The following is a 16,880-nucleotide window of genomic DNA, read 5'->3' on the forward strand; positions in this document are numbered from 1 at the left end:
GCTCGGACGGCCCCCCGAGGGGCCCGCGTCTGGGAGGGCGCGCCGACGGCCACCGGTCTCACCAGACCGGTGGCCGTTCGGCGTCAGGCGAGGAAACGCTGGAACTCGCCCATCCGCGAGACCGGCCGGAAGCCCAGCTGCTCGTTGACGCCGATCATGTGGTCGTTGACCTCGGCGTTCCAGGTGGACACCCGCGTGGTGTCGCTGCGCTCGCGCTGCAGCAGCCGCTGGTTGGCGACCTTGACCGCCAGGCCGAGCCGGTGGCCACGGTGGTCGCGGTGCACGAGCGTGCCCCACTGGTAGGCGACCGTCGAGGCGTCACCCTGCACGAGCATCGAGTAGGCGGCCACCGTGCCCGCGCCGTCGAGCGCGACAGAGTGGTACGCCGTGCGCTGCTGTCGCGCGATGCTCTCCTCCTGCTCGCGGAGCCGGGCGACGTCGACGTTCATCGCCTCGTGCTCCATCTCGCCCATCGGCGCCTCGGTCATCAGGCTGCCGTCGAGCTCGGCCCAGCCCTGGGCCAGCTCGTCGGGGACCGGGCCGGCCCACGACCGGAGCTCGTAGCCCTCGTGGCGCGTGGCGGCCTCGGCCGCGAGCTCGTCGAGCAGGGCGTCGGCGACCGGGAGGTCGAGCCAGCGCTGGACGTCGCTGATGCCGAGCCGGTAGCCCGCTGCCTCGGCGAAGGCCACGTCGCGCGAGCCGTCTGCGTCATGGCCCGACGTGCCGTGCTCGTAGCGGAACACGACCTCGCTCGTGAGGCGGGTGCGGCCAGCTGTGGCGACGGCCCGCTCGACGTGCGCGAGCATCGTCCGCCCGTGCCCGCGCCGCTGGTGCTCGGGCGCGACGGCCACCTCCACGGAGGCTGCGGTGAGGTTCTCGAGCAGGGGTAGGTCGACCGCACCCATCGCCACGACCTCCCCGTCGACCAGGCCGGCGTAGGCGGTGCGGACCTCGTCGGAGGTCGGCTGCTGCCACTGCACCCGCGTCTCGCCGAGGCCGTAGACCTGGGCCTCCTCGACTCCCACCGCCGCCTCGAGCGCGGCCTTGTAGACGGCGTACCAGGCCTCGAAAAGCCGGTCGTCGAACGGGTCGACGGTGACGATCTCCAGGTCTCCGGGGCTGCTCATCGGCTGCGGACCACCCGTCCCTCGTCCCAGACGGGCCCGTCAGACTCGTAGACCTCACCGTCGGCGCCGTAGACCAGGAACCGGTCGAAGCCGCGGGCGAACCATCGGTCGTGGGTCACCGCGAGGACCGTGCCGTCGAAGGCGTCGAGCCCCTCCTCGAGCGCCTCGGCCGACTGCACGTCGAGGTTGTCGGTGGGCTCGTCGAGCAGCAGCAGCGTCGCGCCGCTCAGCTCGAGCAGCAGGATCTGGAAGCGGGCCTGCTGCCCGCCGCTGAGCGACTCGAAGACCTGCTCGGCCTGCGCGCTGAGCTCGTAGCGGTCGAGCACCCGGCTGGCCTGCTCGCGACCCATGCCGGTGCGGCCCACCCCAGCGGTGCCGCCGTCGCCGCGGTGCAGGATCTCGACGAGGGTGCGACCGACGAGCTCGGGGTGGTCGTGGGTCTGCACGAACCAGCCCGGGCGCACCCGAGCGCCGAGCTTGGCGACGCCGCGGTGCTCGACCGGCTTGATCGTCACCTCGCCGACGGGCTGGTGCTCGACGTCGGGGTCGCTGCCGCCGTTGGCCAGCAGCCGCAGGAAGTGGGACTTGCCGGAGCCGTTGGACCCGAGCACGGCCACGCGCTCGCCGTACCAGACCTCGAGGTCGAACGGCCTCATCAGCCCGGTGAGCTCGAGGTCGGTGCAGACGACCGCGCGCTTGCCGGTGCGGCCGCCCTGCAGGCGCATCGAGACCTGCTGCTCGCGGGGCTGCTCGATCGGCGGCCCGGCCTCCTCGAACTTGCGCAGCCGCGTCTGGGCGGCGCGGTACTGGCTCGACATGCCGTCGTTGTACTCGGACTTGATCTTCAGCCGCAGCACGAGCGCCTTGATCTTGGCGTGCTCCTCGTCCCAGCGTCGGCGCATCTCCTCGAAGCGCGCGAAGCGGTCCTTGCGGGCCTGGTGGTAGCTGGTGAAGCCGCCGACGTGGGTCCACACGAGGTTGCCGCCGCCACCGGCGCCGAGCTCGACGGTGACGACCCGGGTGGCGGTGTTGTCGAGGAGCTCGCGGTCGTGGCTGATGAACAGGATCGTCTTGTCGGAGGCGCGGATCTTCTCCTCCAGCCAGATCTTGCCGGGGACGTCGAGGTAGTTGTCGGGCTCGTCGAGGAGCAGTACCTCGTCGGGGCCGGCGAGGAGGTACTCGAGCACGAGACGCTTCTGCTCGCCGCCGCTGAGGGTCCGCAGCTCGCGGTACTTCGCCTTGTCGTAGGGCACGCCGAGCGCCTTGATCGTGCAGACGTCCCAGGTGACCTCGAGGTCGTAGCCGCCGGCGTCGGCGTAGTCGTGCAGCGCCTCGGCGTACTTCATCTGGGTCTTCTCGTCGTCGGTCTCCATCAGCGCCAGCTCGCAGGCGTCGACCCGGGCGGCCGCCGTACGGATGCGGGGCGGGCTCACCGACAGCAGCAGGTCGGCGACGGTGGGCTCGTCATCGGTGATCGAGCCTGTCGAGATCCCCGCCTTGACGTCCTGGCGCATCACGCCGAGCCCGCCGGTGCGGGTGACGGCACCCGCGTGCGGCACGAGGTCGCCGGTGACGATGCGCAGCAGCGTCGTCTTGCCGGCCCCGTTGGCCCCGACCAGCGCGACCTTGGCACCCTCACCCACCCGGAACGACACGTCGTCGAGCAGCACCCGCCCGTCGGGCAGCTCGTACCTGATCCCGCTCACGTCCACATGGCCCACGAGAGGCCATTGTCCTGCACTGCCGGTGTCAGGCGCACATCGTTTGTGCCAGGTCGTCGAGGACCGCGCGCACGTACGGCGCCGACGCAGCCAGACACCGGTCGGTCACACGTCGGTCGAGGTGCGAGGGCCTCTGGGCCCGAGCCTCGAGACCCCCGCAGCCGGCGTGCCTGGCTCGATCGAGGCGTCGTCTGATGTCGCTCATGGGTGCCAGACGTGCAGGGGCGGCAGTCCTCACATCGACGACCGGAGCGATTCCCATGCACCGGGCGCACGCGAATCACTCTGATCACCACTCCCGGCGACCGCCGCGTTCGACAGACGCTCGGCTCAGTAGCCCTCGACCTGGCTCGCGACGAGGTCAGCGAGCGCCTGGGTGGGGGCGGTGACGGTGACGATGTGGTCGGCGCAAAGGCCGACCTGCCACCGGCCGTCGGCCGCGGGCCGGGCGAGCGCTCGATCGCCCGTGCACGACGGGATAGCGCCCGAGACCGTGACCTCAACTGCGGGGTCGCCGGGCACGACGGCCGTGATGCCGTCCTCGAGCCGGACGGTGCGCCACTCGGTCACGTCGGGCGGACCGGTCCCGACCGGTCGGGCGCTGGCCAGGATCCGGCGGCGGGTCGGGGTCGAGACGCCGTCGACGCCGACGGTCTGCGTGCCGACGAAGACCCAGCCCTGGCGGGCGCCGACGCCCGGCGGGGTCCACGTCGCGTCGATCGTCTTGGAGACCACGACCCCGGGAATCCTGCCGTCACAGACGTTGCTGCCCGGGGGCTGGACCGACCCGCCGCTGGCGCCGAACGAGCAGCCGGTGACGTCACTCCAGTCACTCGGCACGTCCACGGAGATGCCTCCCACCGACATCGTCGTCCAGTCGTCGACGTCGTCGGACTCGCGCTCCCGCTCGCGGACCGAGAGGGCGACCAGGTCGGTGAGGGCCTGGGTGGGGCCGACGACGTCGACGAAGCGGTCGCCACAGTAACCCGCGGCCCACCGGCCGTCCTCGCGCTGATAGGCCCGGGACGGCCCGCCGGGATCGCGGCAGTCGACGTCGGCCTCGCTGAGAGACACCTCGACGGCGCCATCGACCGGCACCTCGGCCAGGTAGACCTCGCCGACCTCGACGCCCTCCCACTCGGCCAGGTCAGGGACCGCAGTGCCGACGGGTCGAGCCGAGGCGAGGATGCGGCGTGCGGTCGCGAACGGCGCGCCCTCGACGCTCACGATCTGGCTACCGGCGAGCACCGATCCGAGGCCCTTGTCCAGGTATGGCCCGACATAGCGGGTCGAGGACTCGTCGAGGACGGTCGCTCGAGGTCCGGTCGAGGCGCAGGTGCCTCCCGCTGGGAGCAGGGTGCCGACCCTTGCGCACCCGACCTGCCGCCAGCCCGGCGGCACGTCCACCGCCACGTCGGCGACAGTCAGCGTGGTCCAGCCGTCGGTCGTTCCCTCGCGGACCGAGGCGGCCGCGACGTCGGTGAGCGCCTGCGTGGGGCCGACCAGGTAGTGGCGGTCGCCGGTGCAGAGCGCCACGGTCCAGCGCCCGTCCCCGCGCTCGATCGCGCCGGCGCCCCCGCCCGAGCACCGGCGGTCCCCCGACGGCACCTCCACGTCCACCTCACCGCCGACCGGTACGTCGGCCACGAAGCCGTCGCCGACGGCGAGGCTCTCCCACGTCTCGACGTCCGGGACCGGATCGCCCTCCGGCCGGGCCGAGGCCAGGATGCGGCGAGCCGTCGCGTGGTCGAGGCCGGCCGAGTCCGCGACGTCGACGACGACGTCGCCGACGTCGACGTACCCGGACGTCTCGTCGGCCGTCAGACCGGGCCTCGACATCCCGGTCGACAGCTGCTTCGCCGCCCGGGACACCGTGACCGCCCACGCGCACCGGTCGGCGGTCGGGGAGGCCCACCCGACGATGTCGCGACCGCAGTCGGACGGACCGGGAACCGAGAGTGCAACAGGAAGGTCGAGGTCTACCCCCATCGCAGAGACGGTGGTCCACTCGGCGGCCGCCGGCGTGGTGTCCGACTCCGACGGGCGCCGGTCGGTGTCGGACCGGTCCGCGGCCAGCACGCCGACCGGCACGGCGGCCACCACGACGGCGACCGCGGCGGCCAGCGACACCCGCCGGCGTCGACGTACGGCGGCCCGACGGCGGGCCCTGTCGGCCAGCCCACCGACCCCCGGGGCGGACTCGGCCCCCTCGGCCAGCGCCTCGCCCAGCCGCGACTCGAAGTCACTCATCGTCGTCCCCCTCCCCCAGCCCGGAGCCCAGCTCGATCCTCAGCGTCGCCAGCCCACGCGAGACGCGCGAGCGGACCGATCCCTCCCGGACCCCCGTCAGCGCGGCGATCTCGGCGTACTCCAGCTGCTCGTAGAAGCGCAGCACCACGGCCGTGCGCTGGATCTCGGGCAGCGCGCGGCAGGCGTCCCAGATGCGGCGGCGCTCGTCGTGCTCGGGACCGGATCGGTCGGGTACGACGACGTCGGCGACCTGCTCCACCGGCGTGACGCGACGGCGCCAGGCCCGCCAGCGCGAGGTGTGGGCGTTGACGACCATCCGGCGCACGTAGGCGTCGACGTCGTCGACCGCACCGACCCGTGACCACCGGGGCAGGGCCCGCGAGAGGGCCTCCTGGACGACGTCCTCGGCCTCGCCGGCGTCGCCGGTCAGCGTGTAGGCGAGCCGCAGCAGCGCGGGTCCGCGAGCCGCGACCCAGTCGTCGAAGGCCGGGTGGGCCGCTCGTGCTGCACTCCCCACGCCCCGCTCCGTCCGCTCGGCCACCGTCTCCACGCATCTTCAACGGTCCGGCCCCCGATCGTGTTGCGAGGGCACCCGGAGGCGGGTAGCGGCGTCTTGCTACTGACGAGTTAGATAGGTGTGACCGTTCGCATCAGCACCGACGCCGTCGCAGGAGGCAACCGCATGCAGCTCGCCCTGTCCGAGGAGGACCAGCAGTTCCGAGAGGAGATGCGTTCCTACTTCACGACGAAGGTCTCCGAGGAGATCCGCACGACCGTCGCGGAGGGGCGCGAGCTCACCCGGGAGCAGATCGTCCAGAGCATGCAGGAGCTCAACGCCGGCGGGCTCGCCGTACCCCACTGGCCCGAGGAGTGGGGCGGCCGCGGGTGGAGCGAGCTCAAGCGCCACATCTGGCACGAGGAGATGCAGGCGGCGTGCGTGCCGGTGCCGCTGGCCTTCAACGCCAGCATGATCGGGCCGGTCATCGCGCAGTTCGGCACCGATGAGCAGAAGCAGGAGTTCCTGCCCAAGACCGCCAACCTCGACATCTGGTGGAGCCAGGGCTTCTCCGAGCCCGATGCCGGCTCCGACCTCGCGAGCCTGCGCACCACCGCGGTCCTCGACGGCGACGACTGGGTCGTCAACGGCCAGAAGACGTGGACGACGCTGGGCCAGTACGGCGACTGGATCTTCACGCTCGTGCGCACCGACCCCGAGGTCAAGAAGCAGGCCGGCATCTCGATGCTGCTCATCGACATGAAGTCGGAGGGTCTCGAGGTCCGTCCGATCGAGCTCATCGACGGCGGCCACGAGGTCAACGAGGTCTGGTTCACCGACGTCCGCGTCCCGGCCAAGAACATGGTCGGCGAGGTCAACAGCGGCTGGACCCAGGCCAAGTTCCTGCTCGGCAACGAGCGCGTCGGCGTCGCACCGGTCGGCGCCACCAAGCGCGTGCTGGCCCGGGCCAAGGAGGTCGCCGCGGCGACCATCGCCGAGGACCCGCTGTTCCGCGCGCGCATCGTCGAGCTCGAGAACGAGCTGCTGGCCCTCGAGCTGACCGCCCTGCGCGTCGCGGCCCACTCGGCCGGCGGCGAGCCCCACCCCGCCTCCTCGGTGCTCAAGCTCAAGGGCACCGAGCTGCAGCAGGCGGTGAGCGAGCTGGTCGTCGACCTCGGCGGCCCGGCCACGCTCGCCTCGGGCGAGGGCGACGCCACCCTGGCGTGGTACCGCCGGAGCACCCCCACCTACCTCAACCTCCGCAAGGCGTCGATCTACGGCGGGTCCAACGAGATCCAGCGCCAGATCATCAGCCGCGGCATCCTCGGACTCTGAGCAGGGAGCACAGACATGGACTTCAGCTACGACGACGAGCAGAACGCACTCCGCGACGCCGTGAAGGGCCTGGTCGGCAAGCAGTACGCCGACTGGGAGAAGCGCCGCCAGACGGCGGCCGAGGACCCCGGCTTCGACGAGAAGCTCTGGACGCAGATGGCCGAGATGGGCCTGCTGGGCCTGCCGTTCAGCGAGGACGACGGCGGGGTCGGCGCCGGGCCGGTCGAGATCGGCATCGTGTGCCGCGAGCTCGGCCGGGTGCTCGCGCCCGAGCCCTACCTCGGCTCCGTGGTCTACGCCGGCGGCCTGGTCGCCGCCGTCGGCACCCCCGAGCAGCGCCAGGAGATCCTCGGCGCCCTGTCCGGCGGCGAGAGCGTGCTGGCCTTCGCCCACGACGAGCCCGGCCACCGCTGGGGTCCCGAGGCGCACGACGTCACGGCCGACGGCGAGGGCCGGCTGACCGGCGTCAAGGACGGCGTCCTCCACGGCGCCCGCGCCGACGTGCTCGTGGTCAGCGCGGTGCTGCCCGACGGCGGCACCGGCCTGTTCCTGGTCACCGACGGTGGCGGCGAGCGCACCGGCTACTCGACCCCCGACGGCGGTCGCGCCGCCCGCATCACCTTCGACTCCACCCCCGCGACACCGCTCGGTGCGGCCGCGGCCGACGTCACCTCGAGCATCGCCACGGTCCAGGACATCACCCGGATCATGGCCGCCAACCAGGCACTGGGAGCGATGCAGACGCAGCTCAAGGCGACGGTCGACTACCTCAAGAGCCGCAAGCAGTTCGGGGTCACGCTCAATACCTTCCAGGCCCTCAACTTCCGCGCCGCCGACATGTACACCAGCCAGGAGCTGACCCACAGCCTCGTCGACTGGGCGACCATGGTCGTCGCCGCCGGCGACCCGACCAAGGTGGCCGACGCGGCCGCGCGGGTCGGTCTGCAGGTCTCGCGCGCCGGACGCCACGTCGGCCAGGAGGCGATCCAGCTGCACGGCGGCATCGCCATGACGGCGGAGTACAACGTCGGCACCTTCACCGCCCACCTCACCGCGCTCGACCACCTGCTGGGCGACGCCGGCCACCACCTGCGCACCCTCGACGCGCAGCTGACGTCGTACGACGCCATCGACCCGCTCGACGTGGCGGCCACGGCATGACCCCCGCACGATGAGAGGTCTCGCGGGCAAGGTCGCGGTCGTCACCGGCGCGAGCCGCGGCATCGGCCTCGGGGTCGCCCAGCGGCTCGTGGCCGAGGGCGCCCGGGTCGTGATCACGGCCCGCAAGCCCGAGCCGCTGGCCGAGGCCGTCGAGCTGCTGGGTGGCGCCGAGCACGCGCTCGGCGTCCCCGGCAACGCCGGCGACCCCGCCCACCGCGCCGCGGTCGCCGCGGCCGCCGTCGAGACCTTCGGCAGCCTCGACCTGCTGGTCAACAACACCGGCATCAACCCGGCGTTCGGGCTGCTGATGGACCTCGACCTCGACGCCGCCCGCAAGATCATGGACGTCAACGTGGTGGCGGCCCTCGGCTTCACCCAGGAGGCCTACCGGGCCTGGATGAAGGAGCACGGTGGCGCCGTCGTCAACGTCTCGTCGCTGGGCGGCGTGCGCCCGGCGCCGTTCATCGCGTTCTACGGCGCCAGCAAGGCCGCGCTGATCTCCCTGACCGAGACCCTCGCCCAGGAGCTCGGCCCCGACATCCGCGTCAACGCCGTCGCGCCGGCGGTGGTCAAGACGAGGTTCGCCGAGGCGCTCTACGTCGGTCGCGAGGAGGAGGCCTCGGCCAACTACCCGCTGAAGCGGCTCGGCGAGACCGACGACATCGGCTCGCTGACCGCGTTCCTGCTCTCGGACGACGCGTCCTGGATCACCGGTCAGACGATCGTCGCCGACGGCGGCATCTCGTTGCAGGGCCAGCACTGATGGGACAGCACTGATGGGCCACCGATCCCTGCAGGGCAAGGGCGTCGTCGTCACCGGCGCCGCCGGCGGCATCGGCCGCGCGCTGGCGGCCCGGGCGGTGGCCGAGGGCGCGCGGGTCGTCGTCAACGACGTCGACGCCGACCTGCTCGCGACCACCGCCGACGAGATCGGCGCGATCGCCGTCCCCGGCGACTGCGCGTCGGCCGAGGGCGTCGAGGAGCTCGTCGCCGCGGCCGCCCACGCGCTCGGCCGGATCGACGTCTACTGCGCCAACGCCGGCATCGACCGCACCTCCCCCGACAGTCTTCAGCTGCCCGACGAGGAGTGGGCGCGGATGCTCGAGGTCAACGTGATGGGCCACGTCCGGGCCGCCCGCGCCCTCGTGCCGACCTGGCTCGACGGCACCGGCGACGGACAGGGCGGCCGTTTCGTCGTCACCGCCTCGGCGGCCGGACTGCTCACGATGATCGGCGCGGCGGCGTACTCCACGACCAAGCACGCCGCCGTCGGCTTCGCCGAGTGGCTGTCGGTGACCTACGGCGACCGGGGGGTCGTCGTCCAGGCGATCTGCCCCCAGGGCGTGCAGACCGCGATGCTCGACCAGGCCGGTCCGCTCAAGGACCTGCTCTCGCACGACGAGGCGCTCGCCCCGTCGGCCGTCGCCGACGCCTGGGTCGCCTCGCTCGACGACGACGCGTTCCTGGTGCTGCCCCACCCCGAGGTCGCCGGTTACTACGCCGCGCGCGCCGCCTCGACCGATCGGTGGCTGGCCGGCATGCGCCGGCTGCAGACCAAGGTCGACGGGCTGTCGTGAGCGAGCCCGTGAGCGTGCCCGGCTTCGACGCCGACGCCTTCGGTCGTTGGTACGACGGCGTCCGGCCGGGTGAGCTCGCCGGACCCGTCACGGCGACGCTGATCGCGGGTGGCAAGTCCAACCTGACCTACAGCGTCACCGACGGCACCTCGACGTTCGTCGTGCGCCGTCCGCCGCTGGGCCACGTGCAGGCCACCGCCCACGACATGGGCCGCGAGTACACCGCGATGTCGGCGCTCGCGGCCTCCGACGTCCCCGTGCCGCGGACCCTGGCGCACTGCACCGACGACACCGTGCTCGGCGCGCCGTTCTACGTGATGGAGAAGGTCGCCGGCGAGGCCTACCGCACGGCCGGCCAGCTCGAGCCGCTCGGCCCCGACGCGACGGCCCACCTCGCGCGCTCGATGGTCGAGGTGCTCGCGCGCCTGCACGCCGTCGTCCCCGCCGAGGTCGGCCTCGGCGACTTCGGTCGCCCGGCCGGCTTCCTCGAACGACAGGTACGCCGCTGGGGCCGCCAGCTCGAGGGCTCGGCCACCCGCCCGCTGCCCGACGCCGAGGCACTGCTCGCCCGGCTCTCAGGGTCGGTGCCTCCCGACGGCGAGCCCGGCATCGTGCACGGCGACTACCGCCTCGACAACCTGCTCTGCGTCGCGGCCGACGACTCGCCGGTCAAGGCCGTCGTCGACTGGGAGATGGCCACCCTGGGCGACCCGCTCACCGACGTCGCCCTGCTGCTCGTCTACGACAACCTCGGCCACATCACGGGTGGTGGCGCCGTGGCCGACGCCAGCGCCGCCCCCGGCTACCCCGACCGCGACACCCAGCTGTCGACGTACGTCGCCGCGGGTGGCCGCGAGCTCGGCGACCTGTCCTTCCACCTGGGCCTGGCCTACCTCAAGATCGCCGTCATCCTCGAGGGCATCCACCACCGCTACCTCGCCGGCCAGACCGTCGGCGACGGGTTCGACCGGGTCGGCGAGGCCGTCGAGCCGCTGCTGGCGGCGGGGCTCGACGCGACGGCCTGACCGCAGCCGGGTCCGGCCGACGCCTCGTCCGGTCGGGCCACCTCGCCATTCGGCCACGGCGGCGCTGCATTGCTCCTACGGTGCGTACGTGACCTCCCACCCGCACCCGCGCCGAGCACCTCTCCTGATCGTCGCCCTGCTCGTCGCCCTCGCGGGCTGTGCCAGCCCGGACCCCGTGCGTGGCGGCCCGCCGGAGCCCGCGGCCCCCACGACGACCACGACGACGACCGCGACCACCGGGCCCACCCCCGTGGCCGACGTGACGAGCGCGGCGCCGAAGGCACCGACGATCAGCTACCGCACGGAGCGCAAGCGCCAGTCCGTGTCGTTCCGGTCACGCACCCGGTCGACGAACGAGCTCGACCGTGGGGTGACCAAGGTGTCGCGGGCCGGCCGTGTGGGCCTGCGCGTGGTGGTCTACCGGATCAAGCTGCGCAACGGGATCCCGGTCGGACGTGAGCGCGTGCGCATCGAGACGGTCCGGCGACCGGTCGACAGGCTCGTCCTGCGGGGCACCCACGTCGACCCGCCGCCGGAGCCGGACCCGGCCCCGGAGCCGGACGACGACTGCGATCCGAACTACTCCGGTGCCTGCGTCCCCACCGACAGCGACGTCGACTGCGCAGGAGGGAGCGGCAACGGGCCGTCGTACGTCGGCGGACCCGTGACCGTCGTCGGCAACGACATCTACGGCCTCGACGCCAACAACGACGGGTACGGCTGCGAATGAGGTGATCCTGCGCCGATCGACACCGTGAGAGTGTCGTGGCATGGACCTCTCACTCAGCGACGAGCAGACCGCGTTCCGCCAGGCCGCGCGCGACTTCCTCGACAAGGAGGCGGTCCCGCACCGCACCCAGTGGGACCGTGACGAGTCCGTCGACCTGGCGATCGTCCCCAAGATGGCCGAGCTCGGGTTCTTCGGGCTCACCATCCCCGAGCAGTACGGCGGGCTCGGCGGCGACTACGTGACCTACGCGCTGGCGATGGAGGAGCTCGGTCGGGCCGACTCCGCGCTGCGCGGGATCGTGTCGGTGAGCAGCGGGCTGGTCGGCAAGTCGATCCTCTTCCACGGCACCGAGGAGCAGCGGCGGGAGTGGCTGCCGCAGCTCGCGACGGCGGCCAAGCTCGGCTGCTTCGGGCTCACCGAGCCCGGCACCGGGTCCGACGCCGGCAACCTCACCTCGCGCGCGGTCCGCGACGGCGACGACTACCTGATCACCGGGCAGAAGCTGTTCATCACCAACGGCACCTGGGCCGACCTGGCCCTGGTCTTCGCCCGCACCGGTGCCCCCGACAGCGGGCCCCGGGGCGTCAGCGCGTTCCTGGTGCCGACCGACTCCCCCGGCTTCGAGGCCCGCGAGATCAAGGGCAAGCTGGGCCTGAGAGGCCAGGCCACGGCCGAGCTGTTCCTCGACGACGTGCGCGTGCCGGCCTCGGCCATGCTCGGCGGGCCCGAGGGCGAGGGCCGCGGCTTCAAGGTCGCGATGTCGACCCTCGACAAGGGGCGGCTCGCGGTCGCCGCCGGCTGCGTCGGCATCGTGCAGGGCTGCCTGGAGACCTCGGTCGACTACGCCAAGAGCCGCACCCAGTTCGGCCGCCCGATCGCCGGCTTCCAGCTGGTGCAGGACATGATCGCCGACATCTCCCTCGACGCCGACGCGGCCCGGCTCCTCGTGTGGCGCTGCGCCGACCTCGTCGACCGGCACGAACCCTTCGGTGTCGCGGCGTCCAAGGCCAAGCTTTTCGCCTCCGAGGCCGCCGTACGCGCCGCCAACCTGGCCATCCAGATCCATGGTGGCGCGGGCTACGTCGACGACTACCCCGCCGCGAAGTACCTGCGCGACGCCCGGGTGATGACCCTCTACGAGGGCACCTCGCAGATCCAGAAGCTGCTGATCGGCCGCGACGAGACGGGTATCAGCGCGTTCGTCTAGACCGACGTGCTCAGGACCCGTGGTCGGACGCGGCTCGCAGGACTAGCGTGCGGACATGGCAGACCCCGTCACGACCAACCCGGACCACTACCGGGTGGTGTTCGAGAACGAGCGGGTCCGGGTGCTGGAGTACCTCGACCACCCCGGGGCCCAGACCACCCCGCACCAGCACCCCGACAGCGTGATGGTGACGCTGTCGTCCTTCCGCCGCCAGCTGTACGCCGGCGACGCCGAGGTCGAGGTGGAGATCCCGGCCGGCTCGGCCCGGTGGCTCGACGCCCAGGAGCACAGCGGGCACAACATCGGCGACACCGACACCCACGTGGTGTTCGTCGAGCTCAAGGAGCCCCGCCCGGGCGGCGTCGTACACCCACCACGGCTGGGGCCGTCCTGACGGAGTCGGCCCGACCTGACCTCAGGGCGCGCGCCGGCTCCAGCGCTCGACGACGCCGCGTGCCGCGCGGCCGTGCAGGGAGTGCGCACGGAGCGTCGCGGAGACCAGCGGGTCCCTGCTCGACATCAGCGAGAGCAGCAGGTGGCTACTGCCGACCCGGACCGCCTGGGTCGGCCCGCGCACCGCGAGCGCCCGCATCAGCAGGTCCCTCGTGGCCACGGTCAGCTGCCGCCCTCCCCAGTCGGGCGGCTCGTCGAACGGCGGGTTGATCGCAGCGAGCACCGTCGGGAGGTCGATCCCGACCGCCTCGATCTCCTCGACGTCGATGGTGTCCGCCGCGGCCAGCCAGTGCTGGTCGAGCGTCACCAGCACCTCGTCGGCGTCGACGTCGAGGTCACCGAGGATCTCGCGCACCAGTCGGTCGCCGAGCACCGCGCGGAGCAGGTGGTGCGGGTGCACGTCGCGACGGTCCATCACGACACCGCCGGTGGCTTCACCGGACCAGTCTCACCGACGACGTGCGCCCTGCGTCAACGCCGTCGCGACTCGAGCACCCGGAAGCCCTTGTGGCTGGCCAGCCGCTCGGTGGGGTAGCCCTGCTCGCCGAGCCACCGCTGCAGCGAGTCGGCGCCGAGGTTCTTGCCCACGACCAGCACCGCGCGACCGCCGGGCGCCAGGCGCGGGAGCCAGGTCAGCAGCAGCTCGTGCAGGGCCTGCTTGCCGATCCGGATCGGCGGGTTGGACCAGATCTCGTCGTACGTCGCCTGCGCGTCGACCCGGTCGGGGGTCAGCGCCGTGAACCGGTCGGTCACGCCGAGGGTCGCGGCGTTCTCGCGGGCGAGCAGCAGCGCGCGCTCGTTGACGTCGACGGCGGTCACCCGCAGCCCCGGCACGACGGCGGCGAGCGCGAGCCCGATCACGCCGTACCCGCACCCGAGGTCGAGGACCGACCCGATGCCGGTCGGCGGCGGGACCTCCCGGAACAGCGCCGAGGTGCCGATGTCGACGCGGCCCTGGGCGAAGACGCCCGAGCCGGAGACCAACGACAGCCGCCGACCCCACACCTCGGCCTCGACGGGCGCGCGCCGGAACGGCACCGAGGGGTCGGCGGTGAAGTAGTGCTCGGCGTCGGTCTCGGCCGGCTCGGGCCCGGTCTCAGGCATCGGCCACCCGCTTCGCCATCGTCTGCGTCGCGCGTGCCACGAGCTCGTCGTCGGCCGGGTAGGCGACCTCCTCGAGGGTCAGCCCGTGGGCGTGCGCGACCGCTGCCGCCCCCTCGCGCCGCCCGGCCCGCAGCACCTCGCCGACCCAGTCGGGCGAGCGGCGGCCGTCGCCCACCGCCAGCAGGCAGCCGACCAGCGCGCGCACCATCGAGTGGCAGAACGCGTCGGCCCGCACCGTGCCGACCGCGACGCCCGCCTCGTCGCGGACCCACGCGAGGTCGAGGAGCGTGCGGATGGTGGTGGCCCCCTCGCGCTGCTTGCAGAAGGCCGCGAAGTCGTGGCGCCCCAGCAGCAGCGCGGACGCCTCGTTCATCAGGTCGAGGTCGAGGGGCCGCGCCCAGGTCAGCACGTGGGACCGGGTCAGCGGGTCGACGAGGTCGAGCCGGTCGGCCACCCGGTAGGCGTAGCGGCGCCAGAGCGCGCCGAAGCGGGCGTCGAAGCCCGGGGCCGCCTCCACCACCCGGCGGACGCGCACGTCCTGCGGGAGCACCCCGTTGAGCCGACGGGCCAGGCCGGCGGGCTCGGTCGTGTCCGGTACGTCGGTGTGCACGACCTGGCCACGGGCGTGCACCCCGGAGTCGGTGCGGCCGGCACAGACCACCGCCACCTCGGGCGTGCGCAGGATCGTCGCGAGCGCGCCGGTCAGCTCACCCTGGACCGTCCGCAGGCCGGGTTGCGTGGCCCAGCCCCGGAAGTCCGTCCCGTCGTAGGAGAGGTCGATCCGCAGGCGCACCCGGTGATTCTGTCAGCGTCCGGGTGTGGACCGAACGCCGGCGGACGAGGGCGTCGCCCGAGGGACACGCCGGTCGCTGCTCCTGCCGAGCTGCGGGCGGACGACCTCGGTCCGATGACGCTCGACGAATCGGGTCACCAGGTGGCACGAACCTTCGAGCCTGGTGGCCGCGCCTCCCGAGACCGACTGACACAACCCGGACGTCATGACGCGGTGGCATGCTCGTCGCGTGCCCACCCGTGTGCCCAACCCCACCATCCTCCTGGTCTCGGCCCAGCACGCCGAGTTCCTCCTCGACGAGTTCGGTCGCTACGCCCGCGACTACGACCTGCGCACCGCCGGATCGGCCGCCGAGACGATCGAGGTCGTCCTGGCCGTCAAGGCCGAGGGCGGGACCGTCGCGCTGTTCGTCCAGGACGGCGACCTGCCCGACGCCCACCCGCTCGAGGCGTTCCATCACTGGCGCAAGAAGGTCCCGACGGCTCGGCGCGTCATCGCGGCGCCGTACGACCGGTTCCTCGTGCACGCCGCCGAGCTGCGCCCCGGCCTGGCCAAGGGCAAGTACGACGCCTACCTGCTGATGCCGCGCGGGGTGCGCGACGAGGAGTTCCACGGCGCGATCACCGAGATGCTGTCCGACTGGGGCTCCACGGTCGCGGCACCCGAGGTCGAGACGGTGCGGATCGTGTCGCCGCCAGGACACCCGCTGACCACGGCGGTGCGTGAGTACACCGAGCGGATGGGCATGCCGACGCGGGTCTTCGCCCCCGAGACCGACGAGGGTCGCGAGCTCGTCGAGGAGGTCGAGGCGGCCGGCCGCCCGGTGACCTGGCCGCTGGTGCGCACGATGGGGCGACCGGCGTACGCCCCCACCACGGTCCGTGACGTGGCCACCCAGATCTACGGTGCCCCCGGTGACTTCAAGGTCGACACGGTCGTCGACCTCGCGATCGTCGGCGCCGGACCGGCAGGCCTCGCCGCAGCGGTGTACGGCGGCAGCGAGGGTCTGTCCACCGTCGTGCTCGAGGCCGAGGCGATCGGCGGGCAGGCCGGGACGAGCTCGATGATCCGCAACTACCTGGGGTTCCCGCGTGGCATCTCCGGGATGCGGCTCGCCCAGCGGGCGCGCAACCAGGCGATCCGCTTCGGCGTGCAGTTCTTCACCGGCTGGGAGGTCGACGCGCTCGAGCGCGGACCCGAGGGGCACCACCTGCTGCGCACCGAGGGCGGGGTCGTCGAGGCGCGCTCGGTCGTCATCGCGACCGGCGTCGCCTACCGCAAGCTCGGGCGCGACAGCATCGAGGCCCTCGTCGGGCTCGGCGTCACCTACGGCTCGGCGATGTCGGTGGCGCGCGAGATGGAGGGCGCCGACGTCGTGGTCGTCGGCGGCGGCAACTCCGCGGGCCAGGCGGCGATCCACCTGTCGCGCTTCGCCCGGTCGGTGACGATCATGGTGCGCCGGCGCGCGCTCGAGGAGACCATGTCGTCGTACCTGATCAACGAGATGTCCTACAACCCGCGCATCACGGTGCAGACCTGCGCCGAGGTCGTCGACGGCGGTGGCGAGGGCCGGCTGGAGTGGCTCGAGGTCCGCGACCTCGAGTCGGGCGAGGTCGCGCGGCGCGAGGCGGGCGGGCTGTTCCTGCTGCTCGGCGCCGAGCCGCACTGCGACTGGCTCCCCAGCGGGGTCGCCCGCGACTCCCACGGCTTCGTGCTCACCGGCCGCGACGTCCCGCCGTCGCACTGGGCCGACGGGCTCCCCCCGGCCAACCTCGCCACCACGATGCCGGGCGTCTTCGCCGTCGGCGACATCCGGGCCGGGTCGATGAAGCGGGTCGCCTCGGCGTCCGGCGAGGGCGCGAGCGTCGTGCCGCTCGTGCACTCCTGGCTGGCGCCCTGAG

General features: G+C 72.9%; 16 protein-coding genes. 9 read left to right on the top strand and 7 right to left on the bottom strand.

Annotated features, from left to right (window positions below):
* Positions 1-83: 83 nt before the first annotated feature.
* From FJQ56_RS03215 to FJQ56_RS03230, 4 genes are all read right to left on the bottom strand, one after another.
* Positions 84-1,127 (bottom strand): GNAT family N-acetyltransferase, encoded by a 1,044-nt coding sequence (locus FJQ56_RS03215; RefSeq protein ID WP_140007750.1) that lies wholly within the window; start codon positions 1,125-1,127, stop codon positions 84-86.
* Positions 1,124-2,848 carry an ABC-F family ATP-binding cassette domain-containing protein gene (locus FJQ56_RS03220; protein WP_140007751.1) on the bottom strand — a complete coding sequence of 575 codons (1,725 nt, stop codon included), beginning with the start codon at positions 2,846-2,848 and terminating at the stop codon, positions 1,124-1,126. The genes FJQ56_RS03215 and FJQ56_RS03220 overlap by 4 nt, the downstream gene beginning before the upstream one ends.
* 330 nt (positions 2,849-3,178) lie before the next feature.
* A complete protein-coding gene (locus FJQ56_RS03225) occupies positions 3,179-5,098 on the bottom strand; it encodes a hypothetical protein (protein ID WP_140007752.1) in 1,920 nt (639 codons plus the stop codon).
* Positions 5,091-5,639, bottom strand: coding sequence for a SigE family RNA polymerase sigma factor (locus FJQ56_RS03230; RefSeq protein WP_246083962.1), 549 nt, complete (start codon positions 5,637-5,639; stop codon positions 5,091-5,093). Before FJQ56_RS03230 ends, FJQ56_RS03225 begins: the two co-directional genes overlap by 8 nt.
* Positions 5,640-5,780: 141 nt before the next feature.
* Between FJQ56_RS03230 and FJQ56_RS03235 the strand changes: the two genes are divergently transcribed.
* The 8 genes from FJQ56_RS03235 to FJQ56_RS03270 all read left to right on the top strand — a co-directional run bounded on the left by FJQ56_RS03235 (position 5,781) and on the right by FJQ56_RS03270 (position 13,023).
* A complete protein-coding gene (locus FJQ56_RS03235) occupies positions 5,781-6,929 on the top strand; it encodes an acyl-CoA dehydrogenase family protein (RefSeq protein ID WP_140007753.1) in 1,149 nt (382 codons plus the stop codon).
* A gap of 15 nt (positions 6,930-6,944) precedes the next feature.
* A complete protein-coding gene (locus FJQ56_RS03240) occupies positions 6,945-8,090 on the top strand; it encodes an acyl-CoA dehydrogenase family protein (RefSeq protein ID WP_140007754.1) in 1,146 nt (381 codons plus the stop codon).
* 10 nt (positions 8,091-8,100) lie between these two features.
* Positions 8,101-8,853 (top strand): SDR family oxidoreductase, encoded by a 753-nt coding sequence (locus FJQ56_RS03245; RefSeq protein ID WP_140007755.1) that lies wholly within the window; start codon positions 8,101-8,103, stop codon positions 8,851-8,853.
* Between the two features lie 13 nt (positions 8,854-8,866).
* A complete protein-coding gene (locus FJQ56_RS03250; RefSeq protein WP_140007756.1) occupies positions 8,867-9,667 on the top strand; it encodes an SDR family oxidoreductase in 801 nt (266 codons plus the stop codon).
* On the top strand, positions 9,664-10,692 hold the full coding sequence (locus FJQ56_RS03255; protein WP_140007757.1) for a phosphotransferase family protein: 1,029 nt from the start codon (positions 9,664-9,666) through the stop codon (positions 10,690-10,692). Before FJQ56_RS03250 ends, FJQ56_RS03255 begins: the two co-directional genes overlap by 4 nt.
* Positions 10,693-10,780: 88 nt before the next feature.
* Positions 10,781-11,422, top strand: a complete 642-nt coding sequence (locus tag FJQ56_RS03260; RefSeq protein WP_140007758.1) for a G5 domain-containing protein — start codon at positions 10,781-10,783, stop codon at positions 11,420-11,422.
* A gap of 40 nt (positions 11,423-11,462) precedes the next feature.
* The gene (locus tag FJQ56_RS03265; RefSeq protein WP_140007759.1) at positions 11,463-12,629 is read left to right on the top strand and encodes an acyl-CoA dehydrogenase family protein; all 1,167 of its coding nucleotides are present in this window, start codon (positions 11,463-11,465) and stop codon (positions 12,627-12,629) included.
* A gap of 55 nt (positions 12,630-12,684) precedes the next feature.
* Positions 12,685-13,023: a cupin domain-containing protein gene (locus FJQ56_RS03270; protein WP_140007760.1), complete on the top strand. Its 339-nt coding sequence runs from the start codon at positions 12,685-12,687 to the stop codon at positions 13,021-13,023.
* Positions 13,024-13,044: 21 nt separating this feature from the next.
* Here FJQ56_RS03270 and FJQ56_RS03275 read toward each other — a convergent pair whose 3' ends face one another.
* From FJQ56_RS03275 to truA, 3 genes are read right to left on the bottom strand one after another with little or no spacing between them, the layout of a single operon-like run.
* Positions 13,045-13,497: a hypothetical protein gene (locus FJQ56_RS03275; protein WP_140007761.1), complete on the bottom strand. Its 453-nt coding sequence runs from the start codon at positions 13,495-13,497 to the stop codon at positions 13,045-13,047.
* Between the two features lie 56 nt (positions 13,498-13,553).
* Positions 13,554-14,186 carry a class I SAM-dependent methyltransferase gene (locus tag FJQ56_RS03280; RefSeq protein ID WP_140007762.1) on the bottom strand — a complete coding sequence of 211 codons (633 nt, stop codon included), beginning with the start codon at positions 14,184-14,186 and terminating at the stop codon, positions 13,554-13,556.
* The gene (gene truA / locus FJQ56_RS03285) at positions 14,179-14,979 is read right to left on the bottom strand and encodes a tRNA pseudouridine(38-40) synthase TruA (protein ID WP_140007763.1); all 801 of its coding nucleotides are present in this window, start codon (positions 14,977-14,979) and stop codon (positions 14,179-14,181) included. Before truA ends, FJQ56_RS03280 begins: the two co-directional genes overlap by 8 nt.
* A 229-nt stretch (positions 14,980-15,208) precedes the next feature.
* Between truA and FJQ56_RS03290 the strand changes: the two genes are divergently transcribed.
* A complete protein-coding gene (locus FJQ56_RS03290; protein WP_246083963.1) occupies positions 15,209-16,879 on the top strand; it encodes an NAD(P)/FAD-dependent oxidoreductase in 1,671 nt (556 codons plus the stop codon).
* Position 16,880 lies beyond the last annotated feature (1 nt).

This window comes from Nocardioides plantarum, from assembly GCF_006346395.1.
GTDB classification, from domain to species: domain Bacteria; phylum Actinomycetota; class Actinomycetes; order Propionibacteriales; family Nocardioidaceae; genus Nocardioides; species Nocardioides plantarum.